A 22128-nucleotide genomic window follows, 5' to 3' on the forward strand; every position below is an offset into this window, starting at 1 on the left:
GCTACTGCCCGAAGCGCCGGTGGCGGCGGCTGTAGTCCCGCAGCGCGCGCAGGAAGTCGACGCGCCGGAATGCCGGCCAGTGCGCCTCGGTGAACCACATCTCCGAATAGGCGCTCTGCCAGAGCAGGAATCCGGACAGCCGCTGCTCCCCCGAGGTCCGGATCACCAAATCGGGGTCGGGTTGCCCCGAGGTGTAGAGGTTCTCCGAGATACCGTCGATGGTGACGGCCTCGATGAGCTGTTCGGCGGTGGCGCCGTTGGCCACCTGCTTGCTCAGCAGAGCACGCACGGCGTCGACGATCTCCTGGCGTCCGCCGTAGCCGACGGCGACGTTGACGTGAAACGACGCCGGCGGCAACCCGGCGGTGCTGTCGACGGCATCCCGCAGGCGGCGAGCCGGCTCGTCCCCCAACAACTCCAGGTCCCCGACGGTGCGCACGCTCCACCGATTTGTCGGTGCGCAGATCTGCTCGACGACATCGGTGATGATCTCGATCAGGCAGGACAGCTCATCCGGGTCGCGCTGCAGGTTCTCCGTCGACAGCAGGTACACCGTGGCCATCTCGATGCCCGCCTCGGCACACCACCGAAGCATCTCGGCGATCTTGGCCGCACCCATCCGATAGCCGTAACTGACGTCGTCGTGACCAGCGTCACGAGCCCACCGCCGGTTGCCGTCGCAGAGCACCGCGATATGGCGCGGTAGCTCAGACTTCGAGCGTCCGAGCTCCTGGCGCAGCCGCATCTCATAGAGCCGGTAGGCCGGTTCTTTGAGGCGCGGGGGAATGATCTCCACGAAAATCAAGACTACTGTGAGGTTGAGGTACCACCGGGTGCGAATGGAGGTCACATGACCGCAAGCCTCGACACCACCGATCCCCACCGACCCCAGTCACCGGATAACGACGCGGCCGAGGACTTCCCCGAAGCCGTCGTCGACGCCGCCGCCCAGTTCCTCGGAAAACCCCGGTTACGGGGCTGGATTCACGTCTACGCCGCCGTCATCGCAGCGATCGCGGGTGCGGCCCTGGTGTCGGTGTCGTGGTCAGTGGAGTCGACCCGCGCCGGCATCGCCACCCTGATCTACACCCTGACCATCGTGGCGATGTTCACTGTCAGCGGTACCTACCATCGGGTGAACTGGACATCGCCGGTGGCACGCAAGTGGATGAAGCGGCTCGACCACTCGATGATCTTCATCTTCATCGCCGGTAGCTACACCCCGTTCGCCTTGCTTGCCCTGCCCGAGCGCAGCGGCTGGATCCTGTTCTGGATCGCCTGGGGCGGCGCGTCGGCCGGTGTGCTGCTCAAGATGTTCTGGCCGTCGGCGCCGCGCTGGGTCGGGGTTCCGCTCTACCTGCTGCTGGGCTGGGTCGCGGTGTGGTTCATCGGGCCGATCATGAACGGCGCCGGGGTCGCGGCGATGGTGCTGCTCGTCGTCGGCGGTGCGCTGTACAGCGTCGGCGGGGTGCTCTACGCACTGAAGTGGCCCAACCCGTGGCCGACGACGTTCGGCCACCACGAGTTCTTCCACGCCTGCACGGCCGTCGCCGCGATCTGCCACTACATCGCGATGTGGTTCGCGGTCTTCTCCAGCGTCAGCTAGAGCTGAGTGACGTTCTCCGGGCCCCAGTAGGCCTTCATCGACGTGATGTGGCCACTGCCGTCGAATGTCATCACTTCGATCGGCTCGATCCGCATCGCGCCGCCGACCGTCAAGGCGAAGACGAACGCCGCCTCGTGGCCACCGGCGCGGAAGCTCAGCAGCTCGGTTGCCAGACCGGCACCCTCGACCACCTTGTAGAAGCCTTCGATCGCCTGCCTACCGATGTGGACTTCACCGCCACCCACCGGGTCCTCCAACGTCGCGTCCTCCGCATACAGAGCCGCGACGTCGGCCGCATTGCCCGCGGCGACGGTATTCAGGTAGCGGGTAACGAGGGCTTCGAGATCGAGGGCATCGGTCATGTGCGGCACGCTACACGGACGCACCCAGCGCCTCGGCAAGTTCCCCCGTGCCAGTAACCGGGAGATCGCACACGCGGCCGCGACACACGTAGGCGGCGTCGCGACCGCCGACGCGGTCCCGGCCGGCCAGCAGCGGCGAAGAGTCGACGGTGCCGCCAACGACGATGGTGCCGCCCGGCGCCAGCCGCCGTGCGGCAAGCAACAATTCGGCGGCCGGGTCCTCGCTCGCGACGGCCACCTGCAGCGGGCCACGCACCGCGGCCTCGGCCACCGCCAGCCAGTGGCCGGCCGAGCGTGGCGCACGGGCCAGCAGCGGCGAATGCGCCCGCAGGGTGGCCTCGGCGGCTTCGCCGTACCGGGCGGCTTGGTCGCCATCGACGATGTGCGCGATGGTCAGCAATGCTTCGGCGATCAAGGAAGCGCCCGCCGGTGTCGCTCCGTCGAGCGGGTCTGCGGGCCGGACCATCAGCCGCTCGGCGTCGTCGGCGGTGTCGAACCAACGGCCAGGGCGGTCGGGATCGGCAAAGTGGTCCAGCGCCAGCCCGATCAGCTCCGTCGCGGTCGCCAGCCACGACGAGTCCCCAGTCAGCTGATACAGCGTCAGCAGCCCGGTGGCCAGCGCGGCGTGGTCTTCCAGGATGGCCGCGCTGTCGCCAACCGCGCCGCCCAGGCTGGCCCGGCGCAGCCGGCCGTCGACCATGTGCAATCCGACCAGCGCCGAGGCGCACCGGGTAGCCGCGTCCAGTAACCGCGGATCACCAAGTGCCACACTGGCTTCAGCCAACGCCGTGATGGCCAGCCCATTCCACGCGGTGACGATCTTGTCGTCGCGGGCGGGTTGCACCCGGGTCAGCCGGGACGCCAGCAGCGCGACCCGCACCCGCTCGAACCGCTCGGCGTCATCCGGATCCGTCAGCAACTGCAGCACCGACGCGCCGTGTTCGAAGGTTCCCCCCTCAGTGACCTCGAAAACCTTTGCAGCCCAACGGCCGTCGCCCTCGCCCAACACCGCACGCAGCTGCGCGGGCGTCCACACATAGGTAGATCCCTCCACACCGGCGGCGTCGGCGTCGAGCGCGGAGGTGAACATGTCACCGTCGGCGAGGTCGTCGATCAAGAATGCCGCGGTCTGTATCGCAACCCGGCGGGCCAGCGGATCACCCGTGCGCCGCGCCCAGTGCGCATACGCCCGAAGCAGCAGTGCGTTGTCGTAGAGCATCTTCTCGAAGTGCGGCACCACCCAGTCGGCGTCCACGCTGTAGCGCGCAAACCCGCCGGCGAGCTGGTCATAGATGCCGCCGCGGGCCATCGCCGAAGCGGTACGTTCGACCGCGGTCAGCGGCATCGGCGAACGGGTGCGCTCGTGGCTGCGCAGCAACGCCTCCAGCAATGCCGAGGGCGGGAACTTCGGGGCGCGGCCGAACCCACCGCGTTCGGTGTCCTCGTCGCGCAGGATCGCCGCGACGGCGTGGTCGCACAGGGCGGGATCGACGTCCGGCCCGCCGCCGGAGAGCCCGGAGGCCATCCGCTGCAGCTCGCCCGCCACCTGGTCGGAGGCCTGCTCCACCTCGTCGCGGCGGGTCCGCCAGGTGTCGGCCACCGCGGCCAGCAGCTGCAGGAACTGCGGCTTGGGGTAGTAGGTGCCGCAGAAGAACGGCCGCCCGTCGGGCGTCAGGAAGCAGGTCATCGGCCAGCCGCCCTGCCCCGTCATCGCCACCGTGGCATTCATGTAGACCGCGTCGAGGTCGGGGCGTTCCTCGCGGTCGACCTTGATACAGACGAAGTCGGCGTTGGCGGCGGCAGCCACCTGCTCGTCCTCGAAGGATTGGTGGGCCATGACATGGCACCAGTGGCAGGCCGCGTATCCGATCGAGAGCAGGATCGGCACGTCGCGGCGCGCGGCCTCATCGAGTGCCTCTGGGGTCCACTGCTGCCAGTGCACCGGATTGTCGGCGTGCTGACGCAGGTAGGGACTGGTCGCGGCGGCGAGGGTGTTACCCGCCGGGCTCATGCGGGGGCTTGTCGGTGGTGCGCTCCTGGCCCGCGCTGTCGTCCACGGTCGCGGCGACGACGTTGTCGTCGACGGTTTCGGGCGATTCCTTGTCGAAGCTCTGGGGCAGCTTCTTGAGGTGGCGGTTCATCGACCACACCAGGACAAAGACGCCGATCAGCAGCAGCACGACGACGAGCAGACCGATCGGGCTGGCCTTGCCGAAGTCGGGGCCGGTGTTCTTGGGCGGGTCGGCCAGTACCGACACGGCCGTCATCAGCAGGTCATTCACTCAAAGATCTCGATTCCGGCGAACAGGTCGTCTTCAGGTAACTCGGCGGGCACCCGCGAACGAGCCAGTTCGAACTCCTCGGTGGGCCACAACCGCTGTTGCCACTCTATTGGCGTCGCAAAGAAGAATCCGTCGGGGTCGATCTGGGTGGCGTGCGCCTTGAGCGCCTCGTCGCGCTGGTGGAAGAAGTCCGAGCAGGGCACCCGGGTGGTCACCCGGCCGGCGAACACGTCGATTTCCGGATCCCACTTCTCCAGCCAGCTGGCGAACGGGCCCTCCTGGCCGTTCTTGGCGAACTCGTCCTGCAGCAGTTGCAGGCGTGCGCGCAGGAACCCGTGGTTGTAGTACAGCTTGCTGACCGACCACGGCTCGCCGACGTCGGGATGCAGCCGGAAGTCGGCGGCGGCTTCGTAGGCGGCCACCGAAACCTGATGGCACCGAATGTGATCCGGGTGCGGGTAGCCACCGTTTTCGTCGTAGGTGGTCATGACGTGCGGACGGAAGTCGCGAATCAGCTTCACCAACTCGGCGACCGGCTGTTCAAGCGGGATCGCTGCGAAACACCCGTCGGGCAGCGGCGGAAGCGGGTCTCCCTCGGGCAGTCCCGAGTCGACGAAGCCCAGCCACCGGTGCTCGACGCCGAGGATCTCGGCGGCCTTGGCCATCTCGTCACGGCGGACGTCGGCGATGCGACCTCGTACCTCCGGCAGGTCCATCGCCGGGTTGAGGATGTCACCGCGCTCACCGCCGGTCAGCGTGACCACCAGCACCCGGTGACCTTCGGCGGCGTAACGCGCAAGTGTGGCCGCACCCTTGCTGGACTCGTCGTCCGGATGGGCATGTACGGCCATCAACCGCAGTTCGGTCACTTCTCCCCTGTACTTGTTTGTGTTGTTCGTTCCCTTACGTCGTGCTGGAACATTTTCAACACGTCCTATAGTCCAATAGTTCCATCCGGGGGGTGGATACCCGTAATCCAACCTGCTCACGAAAGTTGCGTCGCACGCCTATGGCCCACAGTCCTGCGCGGCCGCCCGAATCGCGATACGGGCGGCCCGGGCTGCGTCCGGCCACCCGCCGCCGGGTGGCGTTCGCGCTGGGTGTCCTGGCCGTGGCGGCCGGGGTCGTCGTTGCGCTGATCGCCTACCAGCGCTTCGAGGGCAATGACGTCGACGGCAAGATCGCCTCGTACGAAGTCCTCGACGACCAGACGGCCTCGGTCACGATCAGCGTGACCCGAAAAGACCCGTCCCGGCCGGTGCACTGCATCGTGCGGGTGCGCTCCCGCGACGGGGCCGAGACCGGCCGCCGCGAGATCCTGGTGCCACCGGCGGCCGAGGCGACGGTGCAGGTCACGACCACGGTGAAGTCCTACAAACGGCCGTTCGTCGGCGACATCTACGGGTGCGGCACGGACGTTCCTGGCTACCTGATCGCCTCCTGATCGGCCGGTGCGCAACCAACGGCGAACTGCGAATGAATGAAAACTGCCCGTCGGTGCGGTGGTAGACTTTTTCAATACACGGTTCCTGCTGGGGGCCGTGTATTGCTTCATTTGCGCGTTTGATCGCAGCTTTTCGAAGGCAATACACGCGGAATCGCCCGCAAGCTCCCGGCACCGACGACAGACTGCAACGCGAACATCGCGGCATCAACGAATGAGGAGCGCGACGAGATGACCGATACCCAGGTGACCTGGCTTACCCAGGAGTCGTACGACCGACTGAAGAACGAACTCGACCAGTTGATCGCCAACCGCCCGGTCATCGCCGCCGAGATCAACGATCGCCGCGAAGAAGGCGACCTGCGCGAGAACGGCGGCTACCACGCCGCGCGCGAGGAGCAGGGCCAGCAGGAGGCCCGGATCCGTCAGCTGCAGGAGCTGCTCAACACCGCCAAGGTGGGCGAGGCTCCCAAGCAGTCCGGCGTCGCGCTGCCGGGATCGGTGGTCAAGGTCTATTACGACGGCGACGAGTCCGACACCGAGACCTTCCTGATCGCCACCCGCCAGGAGGGCATCGACCACGACAAGCTCGAGGTGTACTCGCCGAACTCGCCGCTGGGCGCCGCCCTGCTGAACGCCAAGGTCGGCGATACCCGTGAGTACATGGTGCCCAGCGGTAAGACCGTGAAGGTCTCCTTGGTCAGCGCGGAGCCCTACCACTCGTAGCGGTTCGCCGCGTGGCGCGCATCGCCGAAGACCTGCTTCTCCTGCTGCTCGACAACGCCTCGGCGCAGCCCGGACTGGAGCGTGGCCGGCTGCAACGGCTGCTGGCTGCAGCGATCCTGCTCGACCTTGCCTACGACTGCCGGATTCGCCCGGCGCTGCCGCAGGAGCCGGTGGCCTCGGACCGACTTGTCGTCCTGGCCGGCCCGCCAATGCTGGACCCGGTCATGCGCCCGGCCTTGAGCCGGTTGCAGCAGGCACCGATTACCGCCGCGGCCGCGATCGCAAAACTGCGCAAACACGTCGAGGACGAGGTGCTCGACCAGTTGCTGCGCACCGGGCAGCTGCACCAGGTTGCGCTGTCGGCACACCGGTTTCGGCGCAATTCCTACGCCTGGCCGCTGGCCAGCCGTGCGCGGGTGGACCGGGCACGCTCGGCACTGCTGGCGGCGCTGTTCGACGGGCACCGCCCCGACCCTGTGACAGCCGCCATCGTCGCACTACTGTCGGCCACCGGCAGTCTTGGTGTGCTGTTGTCCCTCAACGACCGTGGCTGGCAGTGGGTCAGCGGCCGGGCCAGTGAAATCGCAAGTGGCACATGGGTTGACGCCACAAAGTTGGCCGACGTCAACCTGGCGGTAACCACCGCCGCAGTGCGCGCCGGGCTAGCTTAGGGCCTGCTCCAGATCGCCGAGCAGGTCCGACGGGTCTTCGATACCCACCGAGAGCCGGACGAGGTCGGCGGGCACCTCCAATTGCGAGCCGGCCGTCGAAGCATGGGTCATTGCACCGGGATGCTCGATCAGCGATTCGACCCCACCCAGTGACTCAGCGAGTATGAAAACCTCTGTCCGCGAGCACAACCGGCGTGCAGCCTCGGCTCCGCCGCGCATCCGCACCGACACCATGCCGCCGAACCCGCTCATCTGACGGGCAGCGATGTCGTGGCCGGGGTGTTCGGGTAGCCCCGGATAGAGCACATGGCTGACCGCTGGGTGCCCGGCGAGTAACTCGGCGACCTGTGCGGCATTGGAGCTGTGCCGCTGCATCCGCACCTCGAGTGTCTTGAGGCCCCGCATCGTCAGGTAGGCCTCGAACGGGCCGGGGACCGCGCCCGCACCGTTTTGCAGGAAAGCGAACTTGGTGTCGAGTTCCTCGTCGTTGGTCACCAGCGCGCCACCGACCACGTCGGAGTGCCCGCCGATGTACTTCGTCGTCGAGTGCAGCACGATATCGGCGCCCAGCGTCAGTGGCTGTTGCAGCGCCGGAGACGCGAACGTGTTGTCCACCAACACTTTCAGTCCCGCCGCCGACGCGATCTCGGCGATCGCGGAGATGTCGGCGATCGACAGTAACGGGTTGGTGGGCGTTTCCACCCAGATCAGCCGGGTGCTGCCGGTGATCGCGGCGCGAACCGCGTCGAGGTCGGACAGCGCGACCGGGGTGTGCTGCACCCCCCACTGGGTGAACACCTTGTCGATGAGCCGGAAGGTTCCGCCGTAGGCGTCGTCGGGAATCACCACGTGGTCGCCGGGACGCAGCAACGCGCGCAGCGCGCAGTCGGAGGCCGCCATGCCGGAACTGAACGCTCGCGCGAACGTGCCGTCCTCGACCGCGGCCAGGACGGCCTCCAGCGCCGAGCGGGTCGGGTTACCGGTGCGGGCGTATTCGAATCCGCCGCGCAGCCCGCCCACGCCATCCTGGGCGAACGTGCTGCTGGCGTAGATCGGCGCGTTGACCGCGCCGGTGGCCGGGTCTGGCCGGTAGCCGGCATGGATGGCCTTGGTTGCGAATCCCTGTGCCCGGTGCCGGTCTGCGGCGCTGCGCTGCTCACTCATCACCGAAAGCCTATCGGCAACGCGACGGGTAGGAAAAAGGCGCCCACCGGCCGGTGGGCGCCTCTCCGTGGATCTCTACAGCGGCAAACAGACCGTGGTCATGATCTTGTCGGCCAGCGTCTGACGCTTGGCGTCCCACAACGGGAACAGGTATCCGATGTAGCAGATGATGCTGTCCACGATGTGGGCCAACTGACGCACGATCGACAGCCCGAACCCGATCGGCTGACCAGTCTTCTCGCTGACCACCTTGAACTTCAGCACCGACTTGCCGATGCTCGAGCCCGTCGTGCCCTGTCGGTAGCCGTAGTTCCAGATCGCGAAGCCCAGCGCGGCGATCCCGAACACGAAGGACAGGATCAGACCCAGCGCCGACGGCTGAGACGTGCAGTACACGCCATAGCTGTTGTCGGTGCTGTTGGACGTGCAGTTGTTCTCACCGGTGGCATACATCAGCCCCTGACCGACCCCGGACAGGACGGCGACCGGAATCGTGTCGATGATCCAGGCGCCAACGCGCTTGATCCACGGCGTGTAGGTCTCCTTGGGCAGCGCACCGAAAGGGGCGCCGGGCGGAGGTGGCGGGTAGTTGCCACCGGGCGGCGGCGGGTAGTTCCCCGGCGGTGGGGGCGGGTAGTTGCCGGGCGGGGGCGGCGGGTAGTTGCCACCGGGCGGCGGCGGGTAATTCCCGGGCGGCGGGTAATTCCCGGGCGGGGGCGGGGGTTGTGTCATCGATGTCCTCTTCTCTACAGCGGCAGGCAGACCGTGGTCATGATCTTGTCAGCCAGAGTCTGCCGCTTGGCGTCCCACAACGGGAACAGGTACCCGATGTAGCAGATGATGCCGTCCACGATGTGGGCCAACTGACGCACGATCGACAGCCCGAAACCGATCGGCTGACCGGTCTTCTCGCTGACCACCTTGAACTTCATGATCGACTTGCCGATGCTGGAACCCGTTGTGCCCTGCCGGTAGCCGTAATTCCACAGCAGGTAGGCCAGACCGATCAGCAGACAGATGCTGAATGCGGCCACCCCCAGGGTGGAGTTGCCCGTGGCGCAGAATTCGCCGACCTCGTATTCGGACTGGTTAGTGACGCAGGCCGTCTCCTGCGTCGCGGCTTCGATGCCGTAGCCGATACCGACCACGACCATGTAGGGCAGGTAGTCGATGACCCAGGCGACCACGCGGGTGAACCAGGACGTGTAGGACGCCTGCGGCAGCTGCGCAATCGGTTGTCCGGGTGGCGGGGGCGCGTAGCCGCCCTGCGGCGGGGGCGGCGGGTAGTTCCCGGGCGGGGGCCCGGGAGGTTGCTCGGTCATGGCGCCTTCCACGGCAGAGTGATCAGCTGAGGTGAAGCGGCACAAATCTACCCGAGAAGAGGGGACACATGGCCAAGAATGGGCCGTCACGCCGCGAAACCAGAATTTGCCAGACGGGCAGTTTCAGCGTCGGCGGGGACCATTCGAGAGAAAGCCAAGCAGGTCGTGTCGGGTGATGACGCCGACGGGCTTGCCATCCTCCACGACCATCAGTGCGTCCCAGTCGCGCAGCGATTTCGCTGCGACACTGACCAGCTCCCCCGCCCCGATCAGCGGCAGCGCGGGACTCATGTGCAGCGCCACGGCGTCGGCGAGCTTGGCCCGTCCCTCGAAGACCGCGGAGAGCAACTCCCGCTCGGAGACACTGCCGGCAACCTCACCGGCCATCACCGGTGGTTCGGCCCCTACGACGGGCATCTGGGAGACCCCGTACTCGCGCAGGATGCCGATCGCGTCGCGCACGGTCTCCGACGGGTGGGTGTGCACGAGGTCGGGCAGCTCACCAGACTTGCCGCGCAGCACGTCACCGACCGTCGGCTCGGGCACGGTGTCATCGAGACGGGTGCGCAGGAAGCCGTAGGACGACATCCACGCGTCGTTGAAGATCTTGGACAGGTAGCCGCGGCCACCGTCGGGCAGCAGCACGACGACGAGCGAGTCGGGTCCGGCCTGCTGGGCCACCTTGATGGCAGCGACCACGGCCATACCGCAGGAGCCGCCCACCAGCAGGGCCTCTTCGCGCGCCAGCCGGCGGGTCATGTCGAACGAGTCGGCGTCGGAGACTGCGATGATCTGGTCGGGCACCGACGGGTCGTAGGCCGTCGGCCAGAAATCCTCGCCGACGCCCTCGACGAGGTAGGGCCGCCCGGTGCCGCCGGAGTACACCGATCCCTCGGGGTCGGCACCGACTACCGTCACCGTTCCGCCGGACACCTCCTTGAGGTAACGCCCGGCGCCGGTGATCGTGCCGCCGGTGCCCACGCCCGCGACGAAATGAGTCACGGCGCCCTCGGTGTCGGCCCAGATCTCGGGCCCGGTGGTCTCGTAGTGGCTGGCAGGCCCGTTCGGGTTGGAGTACTGATCGGGTTTCCAGGCACCATCGATCTCTCGGACCAGCCGGTCGGAGACGCTGTAGTAGCTGTCCGGATGCTCCGGTGGCACGGCCGTCGGGCAGACCACGACGTCGGCGCCGTAGGCGCGCAGCACGTTGCGCTTGTCTTCACTGACCTTGTCGGGGCAGACGAACACGCACTTGTAGCCGCGACGCTGGGCCACCAGGGCCAGGCCGACACCGGTGTTGCCGGAAGTGGGTTCGACGATCGTGCCGCCGGGCTTCAAGGCTCCGCTGGCCTCGGCGGCGTCGATCATCTTGACCGCGATGCGGTCCTTGGCGCTGCCCCCCGGGTTGAGGTACTCGATCTTGGCCAGGACTCGTCCCGAACCCTCCGGGACGACGGAGGTCAATTCGACCAGAGGGGTGTTCCCGATCAGCTCGCTGATGTGCGACGCGATTCGCATGCCTACATGGTGTCAGGCTCGCGCGCGGTGGTCGTCAGCCGGTGGCTTCCCGGATGTATTCCCCGATCTGACGCAGCGACCGGGTGGCCTCGGGAATCAGCGGCGCGGCGAGCTGGAAGTCGTGGATCTGACCGGGCCACACCCGCACCTCGGTGGGCACACCGGCCGCGGCGAGCCGGCGGGCCGCCAGCCGGGCGTCGTGCAGCAGGACCTCCGATCCCGAGACATGGATCAGGGTTCGCGGCAGCCCAGCCTCGATGTGGTCGAGCGGCTCGTAGACACCTTCGGGTTCACCGTCGACGACCTGCTTGGCCGCCGCCCGGGCGACAAGGGCCACGAGGGCGTCAAAAGCCTTGGGCGGGAACATCGCATCGGTGTGGGCGTTCGGATGGGCGAGCTTGGGCTCATGGTCGAGTTGCAGCAGCGGCGAGATGGCGACCAGCGCGGCGGGCTCCTCACCGTCGGCCTGCAGCCGCTGGGCCAGCGAGAGCGCCAAATAGCCGCCGGCCGAGTCACCGGCCAGGACGATCTGGTCGGGTTCGTAGCCGCGCAGGCGCAGCCACTGGTAGGCGTCGTAGCAGTCATCGAGGGCGTTGCCGATGGTGTGCTTTGGAATGAGCCGGTAGTCGACGACGAGCACCGGGGAATCGGCGAACTTCGACAGCGCAGTTGAAATCCGGCTGTGCGAATTCACCCCACAGGTCAGGAATGCACCGCCGTGCATGTAGAGCACGACCCGTCGGCTGCCGTCGGCGGGCAGCACGCCGGGGGCGCGGACCAATTGCGCCGACGCGTTCGGTAGGCCGACCGTGGCGCGCACGGTGCCGGGGGTGGGCAGCAGCGCCCGAGCCACGAAGTCGACCAGCCCAAAGGGCCACGGCCAGTGCGGGACATGACTCAGGACGGCAAGGGTGGGCCACATGGTGACCCGCGTGCCGACCGAGACCAGCCGCGCGGCCACGCTCGGCCCGCTTTCGACCACCTCGACGGGGGCGCCGTCGCTGACCGGATAGCGACGGGGGCGCTGGCCGGCGGTCGGGTGGACACGATGAGGGGCCGAGGCCCGGACCTTACTGGGTGCGGTCATCGTCAACACTCCCTACGTCGTTGTAGATCCGTGTCCCGGGCCCGCGAGCGAACCCCGGTTACTTAGCTTGACACCTGCATTACATACAACAACTAACGATCTGATTTCTTACCGGATCTGATACCTGTCTGTAATCGCGGGTCCACTGTGGCGATCCGATTCAGGCCCTAGCAGCACCTAGACTTGCCGCGTGGGCATACGCGCTCCGCGCCGGTCGACGGCGGCGCTGGCGGTGGCGGGAGTTCTCGCATCGACCGGCACCGCGGTCCTGAGTGCACGCACTTTGCTCAGCGAGCAAGCCGAGCAGGCGCGCAGTGTCATCCCCAAATCCTGGGAGGTGCCACCGCGGGCCGATGGCGTCTACGCTCCCGGCGGCGGACCGGTCCAGCGCTGGGAACGCGGCGTGCCGTTTGACTTGCACCTGATGGTGTTCGGGGACTCGACAGCCACCGGCTACGGCTGCCGCGACGCCGACGAGGTTCCCGGCGTCGTGATCGCGCGGGGCCTGGCCGAAGAATCCGGGAAGCTGATCCGGCTGTCGACCAAAGCCATCGTGGGCGCGACATCCAAGGGTCTGTCGGGGCAAGTCGACGCCATGTTCGTCGCCGGTCCCCCACCGGACGCGGCGGTCATCATGATCGGGGCCAACGACATCACCGCGCTCAACGGGTTGGGCCCCTCGGCGCGGCGGGTCGGCGCGGCGGTGCAGCGGCTGCGCGCCTCCGGCGCGGTGGTTGTCGTCGGGACCTGTCCGGATTTCGGTGTCATCACCGCCATCCCGCAACCGCTGCGATGGGCCACCCGCTCGCGGGGCCTGCGGCTGGCGCGCGCACAGGCCGCCGCGGTCCGCGCCGCCGGCGGCCTGCCGGTCCCGCTCGCCGACCTGCTGACGCCGAACTTCCTGCAGACCCCCGAGCTGATGTTCTCCGAGGATGGTTACCACCCCTCTGCGGCGGGATATGCGTTGGCCGCCAACCAGTTACTGCCCGCGCTGTGCCATGCGCTGGGTGAGTGGACCGGAGCCACAGTGCCCGACCTGCCCTGGGCGGCGCGGTCGGAGGGCAGGGCGCTGACCGACCGGCTGGGCCCGATGATGAGGCTGCTGCGGCGCCGCACGACCGGGGTGCCCGCACCGATCGTGGTGACCGCGAGCTAGGTTCGTGGGAAGTAGCTGCTGCATACCTAGGAGCCCCTATGCCCGAAGCCGTCATCGTTTCCACTGCCCGCTCGCCGATCGGCCGTGCCATGAAGGGCTCGCTGGTCGACATCCGTCCCGACGATCTGGCCGCGCAGATGGTGCGCGCCGCACTGGACAAGGTGCCGTCGCTGGACCCACGTGACATCGACGACCTGATCATGGGTTGCGGACAGCCCGGCGGTGAGTCCGGGTTCAACATCGGCCGCGCGGTTGCCGTCGAACTCGGCTACGACTTCCTGCCCGGCACCACCGTGAACCGATACTGCTCGTCGTCGCTGCAGACCACCCGGATGGCGTTCCACGCGATCAAGGCCGGCGAAGGCCATGCGTTCATCTCGGCGGGCGTCGAGACCGTGTCGCGGTTCGGCAAGGGCAACGCCGACGGTTGGCCGGACACCAAGAATGCGCTGTTCAACGAGGCGCAAGAGCGTTCGGCGGCGGCTGCTGCCGGCGCCGAGGAGTGGCACGATCCGCGTGCGGACGGTCTGGTGCCGGACGTGTACATCGCGATGGGCCAGACCGCCGAGAACGTGGCGCTCTACACCGGGATCAGCCGCGAGGACCAGGACCACTGGGGTGTGCGCAGCCAGAACCGTGCCGAGGAAGCCATCAACAGCGGCTTCTTCGAGCGCGAGATCGTGCCGGTCACGCTGCCCGACGGCACCGTGGTCAGCACCGACGACGGCCCCCGCGCCGGCACGACCTACGAGAAGATCAGCCAGCTCAAGCCGGTGTTCCGGCCCAACGGCACGATCACCGCGGGCAATGCCTGCCCGCTCAACGACGGCGCGGCCGCACTGGTGATCGTCTCCGACACCAAGGCCAAGGACCTGGGGCTGACCCCGCTGGCGCGCGTGGTGTCGACCGGCGTATCCGGGCTGTCGCCGGAGATCATGGGCCTTGGCCCGATCGAGGCTGTCAAGAAGGCGCTGGCCAATGCCAAGCTCTCGATCTCCGACATCGACCTCTACGAGATCAACGAGGCCTTCGCCGTGCAGGTGCTCGGTTCAGCGCGGGCACTCGGGATGGACGAGGACAAGCTCAACGTCTCCGGCGGGGCGATCGCGCTGGGCCATCCGTTCGGTATGACCGGTGCACGGATCACCGCCACCCTGCTGAACAACCTGCAGACCCACGACAAGACGTTCGGCATCGAGACGATGTGCGTCGGCGGCGGCCAGGGCATGGCCATGATCGTCGAGCGGCTGTCCTAGTCGCATCGAGTCAGAACTCAGAGCGGTGGTTCACGCGAATTCATCGCCCTGAGTTCTGACTCGATCGCCATGCGCGGCATACGACAAAGCCCCGGCTCCTGAGGAGGCCGGGGCTTTGCGTAACGAGGCAACTAGTCGTTCTGGAAGTAACTCAGCAGACGCAGGATCTCCAGGTACAGCCACACCAGCGTGACGGTCAGGCCGAGGGCAACACCCCAGGCGGCCTTCTCCGGTGCACCGGCGCGGATCATCTGGTCAGCGGCGTCGAAGTCGATCAGGAAGCTGAACGCGGCAAGTGCGATGACGAACAGCGAGAAGGCGATCGCAATCGGGCCGCCGCTGCGCAGGCCCATGCCCTCGCCACCGCCGACACCGAACATCGCCAGCACGAAGTTTCCGAGCATCAGGACCAGCACGCCGACCATGCCGGCGACGATCATGCGGGTGAACTTGGGGGTCACCCGGATCGCACCTGTCTTGTACACGACGAGCATGCCGAAGAACACACCGATGGTGCCCAACACGGCCTGGCTGATCATCGCGCCGGCGTTGGCACCGGACACAACGACATTGGCGAAGACGAACGAGACGGCGCCGACGAACAGGCCCTCCAGCGCCGCGTAGCTGAGCACGATGGCCGGGTTGTCCTGCTTGCGGCCGAAGGTCGCCACGAGCACCAGCGCAAGACCACCGAGTGCACCGACGAGGGTGAACGGCATGGCCAGCGCCACATTGGCGGACACCAGGAAGTACGAGATGACGGCGACCACGGACAGCACCGCGAGGGTGATCCCGGTCTTGGTCACGACGTCATCGATCGTCATGGGCCGCGACACACCGGTCTGGGCTGGGTACTGCGTGGTGTACGGGTCGGTCTGGTAGGCCACCTGCTGGGCACCGGCGACACCGGTACCGAATTGTGCGTATCCGCCCTGCTGTTTGGGCAGCGAACGAAATACCGGGTTGCTGGTCTCCCGCACCGTCGGAATCCTCTCGTGGAAGTCGAATAACACACCGTCAACGAACGGCACCTCGGTCCGGTTCCCAGGAAGTCCACAATTTCGGGTTCCGTGAAGGTCCGGGCGTTACGAAGCCCGACCTTACCTGCGCCGGGCGGCCGCCGGGTGTCGATCGTCTGACCGATGGTAAAACTAGGACGTCCAACCTTTTAGCCACGGGACGGAAGGACCTCACCACCGTGACGGCCGAAACCGACGAAGTCCTGACCCACATCGAGGGCGGGGTGGGCTTTTTGACCCTCAACCGCCCGAAGGCCATCAATTCGCTGACCCACCCGATGGTCACGGCGCTGGCCCGGACGCTGACCGAGTGGGCCGACGACGACGCCGTCACCGCGGTGGCCCTCTCCGGTGCCGGCGAGCGTGGCCTATGCGCCGGCGGCGACGTGGTCGCCATCTACGACAGTGCCCGCACCGGCGGCGCCGACGCCCGCGCGTTCTGGTTCGACGAGTATCGGCTCAACGCCCAGATCGGCCGCTACCCCAAGCCGTACGTCGCCATCATGGACGGCATCGTGATGGGCGGCGGCGTGGGCGTCAGCGCGCACGGCAGTGTCCGGGTGGTCACCGACACCTCCAAGGTCGCGATGCCCGAGGTCGGCATCGGCTTCATCCCCGACGTCGGCGGCACCTATTTGCTCTCCCGCGCCCCCGGGGCCCTGGGGCTGCACGCCGCATTGACCGGCGCTCCGTTCTCCGGGGCCGACGCCATCGCGCTGGGGTTCGCAGATCACTATGTGCCTCACGACGCGCTCGAGGCGTTCACCGCCGCGCTGGTCAGCCAGGGTGTTCAGGCTGCGCTACAGGCCTTCGCCACCGAGCCGCCACCGAGCCATCTTTTGACACAGCGCCATTGGATCGACGAGTGCTACACCGGCGACACGGTGGTCGACATCGTCGCCGCCCTGCGTGCACGCGACGAGGACGCCGCCAAGGACGCCGCGGACCTCATCGCGTCGCGCTCGCCGGTCGCCCTGGCCGTCGCACTGGCCTCGGTTCGCCGGGCCACGCAGCTAGCGACGCTAGAAGAGGTTCTGGCGCAGGAGTATCGGGTTTCGAGCGCGTCGCTTCGCTCCCACGACCTGGTCGAGGGCATCCGCGCCCAGATCGTGGACAAGGACCGCAACCCGCAGTGGGACCCGCGCTCGCTGACGGCGGTGACCGAGGAGGATGTGCTCCAGTACTTCGCGCCGGCGAATCCGGACCTGACCTTCGAGGAGGACAAGTGAGCCCCGAAACAAGCTACGAGACCATCCTGGTGGACCGTGAGGAGCGGGTCGGCATCATCACCCTGAACCGACCGAAGGCGCTCAATGCCCTCAACAGTCAGGTAATGGCCGAAGTCACCACGGCCGCCGCCGAATTGGACGCTGATCCCGGTATCGGTGCCATCGTCATTACCGGCAACGAGAAGGCGTTCGCCGCCGGTGCCGACATCAAGGAGATGGCGACGCTGTCGTTCTCGGAGGTGTTCGACGCCGACTTCTTCGCGGCCTGGGGCAAGCTGGCCGCGGTGCGCACCCCGACCATCGCCGCGGTCGCGGGCTATGCGCTCGGCGGTGGCTGCGAGCTGGCGATGATGTGTGACCTGCTGATCGCCGCCGACACCGCGAAGTTCGGCCAGCCCGAGATCAAGCTGGGGGTGCTGCCCGGCATGGGCGGTTCGCAGCGGTTGACCCGGGCGATCGGTAAGGCCAAGGCGATGGACCTCATCCTGACCGGCCGCACCATCGACGCCGCCGAGGCCGAGCGCAGCGGTCTGGTGTCGCGGGTGGTGCCGGCCGAGGATCTGCTCACCGAGGCCAAGGCCGTGGCGACGACGATCTCGCAGATGTCCCGCTCGGCGGCCCGGATGGCCAAGGAGGCCGTCAATCGCACGTTCGAGTCCACCCTCACCGAGGGCCTTCTCTACGAGCGTCGACTGTTCCACTCCGCCTTCGCCACCGACGACCAGACCGAGGGCATGGCAGCCTTCACCGAGAAGCGCGCTCCCCACTTCACGCACCGTTAAAGTGCTGTAGGTGAGCGAAGCCGAGGTCGCAACCGAAGAGCCCATCCCGCCTGCCCCGGCCGCAGCGCCCAAACCCGACTGGTGGCAACGGCGTTACACGTTCACCGGCACCGCTGTGGGCCTGGTGTTCCTCTGGTTGTCGCTGACCCCGTCGCTATTGCCCCGCGGACCGTTGTTCCAGGGTTTGGTCAGTGGTGGCGCCGGCGCCATCGGGTACGCGCTCGGGGTGTTCGCGGTCTGGCTGGTGCGCTTCATGCTGTCTCGTCCGAGCAGTCCGCCGCCGCCGCGCTGGGCCTGGCCGATCCTTGTCATCTCCGGCCTGGTCGGCCTGGTCTTTGCGATCTATTTCTTCCACATCTGGCAGGACCAAGTCCGCGACCTGATGGGGGTGCCGCGGCTGACCTGGTACAACTACCCGCAGGCGGCGATCATCGGCGTGGTCGTGTTGTTCATTTTCGTCGAGATCGGACAACTCGTCGGCAAGCTCATCCGGTTCCTGGTTCGTAAGCTCAATCGCGTTGCACCGCCTCGTGTTTCATTCATTGTGGCGGTTGCACTGGTCCTGGGTCTGACCATCGCCATCCTCAACGGCGTGGTGATCCGGGGCGGCATGAGCTTCCTCAACAGCAGTTTCGGCGCCGTCAACGACGAACTCGATCCAGGCAACCCAGCACCCACCACGCCACTGCGGTCCGGCGGGCCAGGCTCGCTGGTCAGTTGGGACTCGCTGGGGCACCAGGGCCGCATTTTCGTCGCCGGCGGCCCGAGCCTGGAGAAGCTCACCACGTTCAACGGCAGGCCCGCGGTCGAGCCGATCCGCGCCTACGCCGGCAAGAACTCCGCGAACGGCATCAAGGCGACGGCTGAGTTGGCCGCCCGCGAACTGGAACGCGCGGGCGGATTCAGCCGCAAGGTCATCGCGGTTGCGACGACGACCGGAACCGGCTGGATCAACGAGGCAGAGGCATCGGCGCTGGAGTACATGTACGACGGCGACACCGCGATCGTGTCCATGCAGTACTCCTTCCTACCGAGTTGGTTGTCGTTCCTGGTCGACAAGGAGAACGCCCGCCAAGCCGGTCAGGCGCTGTTCGAGGCGGTCGATGAGCGACTGCGGGCGATCCCCGAGGCGCAGCGGCCCAAGATCGTGGTGTTCGGCGAAAGCCTCGGTTCCTTCGGAGGTGAAGCGCCCTTCCTGAGCCCGAACAACATCATCGCCCGCACTAACGGGGCCCTGTTCTCCGGCCCGACGTTCAACAACACCATGTGGGACGACGTCACCGTCAACCGCGACACCGGCTCACCGATGTGGCTGCCAACCTTCGACGACGGCGCCAACATCAGGTTTGCCGCCCGACCCGACAATCTCGGCCGCCCCGACAAACCGTGGGGCAACCCCCGCATCGTCTACCTGCAGCACGCCTCCGACCCCATCACGTGGTGGAATCCCGATCTGTTGTTCACCGAGCCGGATTGGTTGCGGGAGCCGCGCGGTTATGACGTCTCGCCCGACATGAACTGGATTCCGATCGTGACGTTCCTGCAGGTGTCGGCCGATATGGCGGTAGCCATCGACGTGCCGGACGGGCACGGCCACCGCTATGTCCGCGACGTTGTCAACGCCTGGGCCGCGATTTTGGAGCCACCGGGGTGGACTCCAGTGAAGACAGAGCAACTACGGGCAATCGTCCAGGCGCCCGAATAGTGAATCGACAGCCAAAATCGTGAGCTACTTTCACTCATGGGAATCTGGTGTCGTAAACTTTGCTGGCGGAGCCGCGAGGGGCGCGTGTTCGGTGTCGAAACCGGGGGGCAAGACTTCATGATCGGTAAGCTCACAGCTGTCCTCAGCACGGGCGTTCTCGGCCTGGGAGTGGTCGCGGGGGTGTCCACCCCGACTGCTCCGGTCAGCGTCCGTTCCGCCGATTGGAGCCTGACCGCGACGGCACTGATCATGGGCGGGGCCAACGGAGGCGGATCCATCGGCGACAACATCATGCTGAAGACGCTGGCGGGGCGCTATGCCAACGACACCCGGATTGCCGTGGATTGGCCGGCCGAGATCGCGCCGGTTTACGGCACCATGACGATGGGCGAATCCACCCAGATCGGAGCGCGCAACCTCGAAGCCGCGATCCGCGAGCAGGCCGCGGCTAGCTCCGAACCCATCATTGCCGTCGGCCTGTCCCAGTCCTCAGAGGTCCTGGACGAGGTGATGCGCCGGTTCGCCGCGGATCCCGCTAACGCTCCGTCGCCCGATCAGGTCTCGTTCGTGGTACTCGGTGACGCCGACCGCAGCCTGATGCAGCTCTTCGTGGGCCTGCCGACGCTGCCGATCCTGGATTACGCCGTCCAACCCATCCCGGTGACGCCCTACAACGTCACCGTCGTGGCCGGTGAGTACGACGGGTTCGCCGACTTCCCGGACCGGTGGTGGAACGTCCTGGCGGTTGCCAACGCGCTCGCAGGTACTGGCTTCTTCCCGGGGTTCGGCTCCGTGCACGAACAAGCGCTGTACAGCAACCTGGACGACGTGCCGGCCGAGAACGTCACCACCTCGACGAATTCGGCCGGCGGCGTGACGACCAAGTACATCGTGCCGACCGCCGACCTGCCGATGCTGAGGCCGTTACCAGGCATGGGTGTGCCGCAGAATGTCGTCGATCAGCTCAACGTCATATTGCGACCGATCGTCGACTCCGCGTACGTCCGTAACGATCCGCGCTCCGTGGGGGGCGGCAAGAACGAGGCGCCAGCCGCGTCGTCGGAAACCACATCGGCACCACGTACCGCTGGAGCGGGATCGGCCAAGAGGACGGCCGCAAAAGCCCAGCCGGCAGCGGCGTCGAAGACGCGCAGCACCTCGAAGGGGCCCGGTACAGCTGGGAGCAAGCGCTCGGCAGCCAGCTCCAACTCAACCAACTGACGGAGGGTTCCCCACTCATGGCTGACAACGTGGTCCGGCGCGCCGCGACGGTACTGGCGGGTCTGGTTGTCACCGCCTCGGTAACAGCGAGCGTGGCCGGTTCCGACCATCGCGCACCCACCCTGACGTCGCCGGTGACCTTGAGTGCGACGGTGCTGACGATGGGCGGGCTCGGGTACGAGGACGTCGACCCGGAGCTGATCGCAGGCCTGCTCGGCGGCCGCTACACCACCGAGACGTGCGCCAACGATCCCTGCCTACGGGGCCTACCGTGGCCGGGTTCTTTGTCGCCGTCACTGAACCAGTCGGTGCAGGTCGGCATCGTCAATATGGACACGGCGATCCGCAACACCCCTGGCCCGAAAATCGTGATCGGCGCTTCGGGCAGCACGCTGGTGGTGGACGAGGAGATGCGTGCCCTCGCCAATGACCCGACCGCGCCACCGAAAGAGGAACTCTCGTTCGTGGTGTTGGGCGACGCCAACCGCGGGATATTCAACCAGCTTCGGGGCCTGAAGCTCCCACTCTTCGAATACACCGTCCCCGAGATTCCGGTGACGAAGTACGACATTCTGGTCGTCGCCGGCGAGTACGACGGGCTCGGCGACTGGCCTGACCGCTCGTGGAACCTGCTGGCCGACCTCAACGCACTGGCGGGCACCAGCTTGTTCCAGCAGATACTGCCCGAAGACATCGTCAGTGCCTGGCATCTGGAGGACTTCGGTTCGGTACACCGGGTCGCCATGGACGCAGACCTCACGAAGGTGCCGGCGAAGAACATCACCGTGTCGACGAACAAACTCGGCGGCGTAACCACAACCTATCTGGTGCCCACCCCCGACCTGCCGTTGCTGCGGCCGCTCAAGGGCCTGGGCGTTCCCCAGCCCGTCATTGACACCCTCGAAAAGGTGTTGCGGCCCATCATCGATTCGGCCTACATCCGCAACGATCCGCTGGACAACGGTTCCTCGCCCCGGGTGGTCACTACCCGCACGGCTGACGCCACCGTCCCGTCTGCCTCGGCCATTCGGGCGGTGGGGACCGCGCGAGTCGTCGACAGCAAGCCGGTGGCCGCCAAGTCCGGAGCAAAGCCGGCAGCGGCCAAGTCAGCGGCCGCAGGCTCGGCGCCCAGCGCGTCGAACACCGGCAGCAGCCCGAAGGCCGGCGGCGGGGTCGGCAAGAGCGGTCGCAGCTCTAGCTGAGCGCGCCGAGCACCCCGGTACTCGCCAAGCCCTGGTAACCGCCGACGACGTCGGTGGACCGATGCAGTCCGAGGTCAAGCAGTGCGGCGGCGGCCAGGCTCGACGTGTAGCCCTGTGAGCACAGCACCACCCACTCGACATCGTCGTCGACGGCCTGGGGCAGCCGGGCATCGCTGGTCGGGTCGCAGCGCCATTCGAGCACGTTGCGCTCGATGACTAGTGCGGCCGGGACCTGGCCTTCGGCAGCACGTTGGGCGGCCGGGCGGATGTCGACGAGGATCGCGCCGCGGGCCAGCGCCTTGGGGACGTCACGGGGTTCCAGCCGATTCAGCCGGGCCCGGGCGTCGGCCAGGATCCGGTCGATACGGCTGGTCAC

The 22128-nt window shown here is 67.2% G+C and carries 23 protein-coding genes; 11 read left to right on the plus strand and 12 right to left on the minus strand.

Annotated elements, in window-relative coordinates; genetic code table 11:
- Position 1: 1 nt before the first annotated feature.
- Positions 2–796: a (2Z,6E)-farnesyl diphosphate synthase gene (locus ADBZ9K_RS10880; RefSeq protein WP_526620163.1), complete on the minus strand. Its 795-nt coding sequence runs from the start codon at positions 794–796 to the stop codon at positions 2–4.
- 54 nt (positions 797–850) lie between these two features.
- On the opposite strand from ADBZ9K_RS10880, the gene trhA reads away from it, so the two are divergent.
- Positions 851–1606 carry a PAQR family membrane homeostasis protein TrhA gene (gene trhA / locus ADBZ9K_RS10885; RefSeq protein ID WP_526620165.1) on the plus strand — a complete coding sequence of 252 codons (756 nt, stop codon included), beginning with the start codon at positions 851–853 and terminating at the stop codon, positions 1604–1606.
- Here trhA and ADBZ9K_RS10890 read toward each other — a convergent pair.
- The 4 genes from ADBZ9K_RS10890 to mca are packed head-to-tail and all read right to left on the minus strand — an operon-like array spanning position 1603 to position 5119.
- Complete coding sequence (locus tag ADBZ9K_RS10890; protein WP_526620167.1) at positions 1603–1968, minus strand: nuclear transport factor 2 family protein; 366 nt, start codon at positions 1966–1968, stop codon at positions 1603–1605. The genes trhA and ADBZ9K_RS10890 overlap by 4 nt on opposite strands.
- 10 nt (positions 1969–1978) lie before the next feature.
- Entirely contained in the window at positions 1979–3979 is a 2001-nt protein-coding gene (locus ADBZ9K_RS10895; RefSeq protein WP_526620169.1) for a thioredoxin domain-containing protein, read from the minus strand.
- Positions 3963–4235, minus strand: a complete 273-nt coding sequence (locus ADBZ9K_RS10900; RefSeq protein WP_526620170.1) for a hypothetical protein — start codon at positions 4233–4235, stop codon at positions 3963–3965. Before ADBZ9K_RS10900 ends, ADBZ9K_RS10895 begins: the two co-directional genes overlap by 17 nt.
- A gap of 11 nt (positions 4236–4246) precedes the next feature.
- Complete coding sequence (mca, locus tag ADBZ9K_RS10905) at positions 4247–5119, minus strand: mycothiol conjugate amidase Mca (RefSeq protein WP_526620172.1); 873 nt, start codon at positions 5117–5119, stop codon at positions 4247–4249.
- A 140-nt stretch (positions 5120–5259) separates the two neighbouring features.
- On the opposite strand from mca, the gene ADBZ9K_RS10910 reads away from it, so the two are divergent.
- From ADBZ9K_RS10910 to ADBZ9K_RS10920, 3 genes are all read left to right on the plus strand, one after another.
- Positions 5260–5694, plus strand: a complete 435-nt coding sequence (locus ADBZ9K_RS10910) for a DUF4307 domain-containing protein (RefSeq protein ID WP_526620173.1) — start codon at positions 5260–5262, stop codon at positions 5692–5694.
- 231 nt (positions 5695–5925) lie between these two features.
- Positions 5926–6420 carry a transcription elongation factor GreA gene (greA, locus tag ADBZ9K_RS10915; protein ID WP_526620175.1) on the plus strand — a complete coding sequence of 165 codons (495 nt, stop codon included), beginning with the start codon at positions 5926–5928 and terminating at the stop codon, positions 6418–6420.
- Positions 6421–6431: 11 nt separating this feature from the next.
- Positions 6432–7091: a GPP34 family phosphoprotein gene (locus ADBZ9K_RS10920; RefSeq protein ID WP_526620177.1), complete on the plus strand. Its 660-nt coding sequence runs from the start codon at positions 6432–6434 to the stop codon at positions 7089–7091.
- Here ADBZ9K_RS10920 and ADBZ9K_RS10925 read toward each other — a convergent pair.
- From ADBZ9K_RS10925 to ADBZ9K_RS10945, 5 genes are all read right to left on the minus strand, one after another.
- Positions 7083–8255 carry a cystathionine gamma-synthase gene (locus ADBZ9K_RS10925; protein WP_526620178.1) on the minus strand — a complete coding sequence of 391 codons (1173 nt, stop codon included), beginning with the start codon at positions 8253–8255 and terminating at the stop codon, positions 7083–7085. The two genes, ADBZ9K_RS10920 and ADBZ9K_RS10925, sit on opposite strands and share 9 nt — an antisense overlap.
- Before the next feature lie 75 nt (positions 8256–8330).
- Positions 8331–8987, minus strand: coding sequence for an Rv1078 family RDD domain-containing protein (locus ADBZ9K_RS10930; protein ID WP_526620180.1), 657 nt, complete (start codon positions 8985–8987; stop codon positions 8331–8333).
- 14 nt (positions 8988–9001) lie between these two features.
- The gene (locus ADBZ9K_RS10935; protein ID WP_526620181.1) at positions 9002–9577 is read right to left on the minus strand and encodes an Rv1078 family RDD domain-containing protein; all 576 of its coding nucleotides are present in this window, start codon (positions 9575–9577) and stop codon (positions 9002–9004) included.
- Between the two features lie 123 nt (positions 9578–9700).
- Complete coding sequence (locus tag ADBZ9K_RS10940) at positions 9701–11095, minus strand: cystathionine beta-synthase (RefSeq protein ID WP_526620183.1); 1395 nt, start codon at positions 11093–11095, stop codon at positions 9701–9703.
- A gap of 34 nt (positions 11096–11129) precedes the next feature.
- Entirely contained in the window at positions 11130–12182 is a 1053-nt protein-coding gene (locus tag ADBZ9K_RS10945) for an alpha/beta hydrolase (protein ID WP_526620185.1), read from the minus strand.
- Positions 12183–12372: 190 nt separating this feature from the next.
- Here ADBZ9K_RS10945 and ADBZ9K_RS10950 point away from each other — a divergent pair, with 190 nt between their 5' ends.
- Both ADBZ9K_RS10950 and ADBZ9K_RS10955 read left to right on the plus strand, forming a co-directional pair.
- Entirely contained in the window at positions 12373–13338 is a 966-nt protein-coding gene (locus ADBZ9K_RS10950) for an SGNH/GDSL hydrolase family protein (protein WP_526620187.1), read from the plus strand.
- Positions 13339–13376: 38 nt separating this feature from the next.
- Positions 13377–14594 carry an acetyl-CoA C-acetyltransferase gene (locus ADBZ9K_RS10955; RefSeq protein ID WP_526620189.1) on the plus strand — a complete coding sequence of 406 codons (1218 nt, stop codon included), beginning with the start codon at positions 13377–13379 and terminating at the stop codon, positions 14592–14594.
- Between the two features lie 131 nt (positions 14595–14725).
- Here ADBZ9K_RS10955 and ADBZ9K_RS10960 read toward each other — a convergent pair whose 3' ends face one another.
- Positions 14726–15574, minus strand: coding sequence for a Bax inhibitor-1/YccA family protein (locus ADBZ9K_RS10960; protein WP_526620190.1), 849 nt, complete (start codon positions 15572–15574; stop codon positions 14726–14728).
- 218 nt (positions 15575–15792) lie between these two features.
- Between ADBZ9K_RS10960 and ADBZ9K_RS10965 the strand changes: the two genes are divergently transcribed.
- The 5 genes from ADBZ9K_RS10965 (at position 15793) to ADBZ9K_RS10985 (ending at position 21752) form a co-directional block, all read left to right on the plus strand.
- A complete protein-coding gene (locus ADBZ9K_RS10965) occupies positions 15793–16842 on the plus strand; it encodes a 3-hydroxyisobutyryl-CoA hydrolase (protein ID WP_526620191.1) in 1050 nt (349 codons plus the stop codon).
- Positions 16839–17624, plus strand: coding sequence for an enoyl-CoA hydratase (locus ADBZ9K_RS10970; RefSeq protein ID WP_526620192.1), 786 nt, complete (start codon positions 16839–16841; stop codon positions 17622–17624). Before ADBZ9K_RS10965 ends, ADBZ9K_RS10970 begins: the two co-directional genes overlap by 4 nt.
- A 10-nt stretch (positions 17625–17634) precedes the next feature.
- Positions 17635–19329, plus strand: coding sequence for an alpha/beta hydrolase (locus tag ADBZ9K_RS10975; protein ID WP_526620194.1), 1695 nt, complete (start codon positions 17635–17637; stop codon positions 19327–19329).
- A 117-nt stretch (positions 19330–19446) separates the two neighbouring features.
- Complete coding sequence (locus ADBZ9K_RS10980; RefSeq protein ID WP_526620196.1) at positions 19447–20550, plus strand: PE-PPE domain-containing protein; 1104 nt, start codon at positions 19447–19449, stop codon at positions 20548–20550.
- 17 nt (positions 20551–20567) lie between these two features.
- Complete coding sequence (locus ADBZ9K_RS10985; RefSeq protein WP_526620197.1) at positions 20568–21752, plus strand: PE-PPE domain-containing protein; 1185 nt, start codon at positions 20568–20570, stop codon at positions 21750–21752.
- Here the strand turns inward: ADBZ9K_RS10985 and ADBZ9K_RS10990 are convergent.
- Positions 21745–22128, minus strand: a complete 384-nt coding sequence (locus ADBZ9K_RS10990; RefSeq protein WP_526620199.1) for a rhodanese-like domain-containing protein — start codon at positions 22126–22128, stop codon at positions 21745–21747. The two genes, ADBZ9K_RS10985 and ADBZ9K_RS10990, sit on opposite strands and share 8 nt — an antisense overlap.

Source organism: Mycobacterium sp. (assembly GCF_965229265.1).
Classification (GTDB): Bacteria; Actinomycetota; Actinomycetes; order Mycobacteriales; family Mycobacteriaceae; genus Mycobacterium.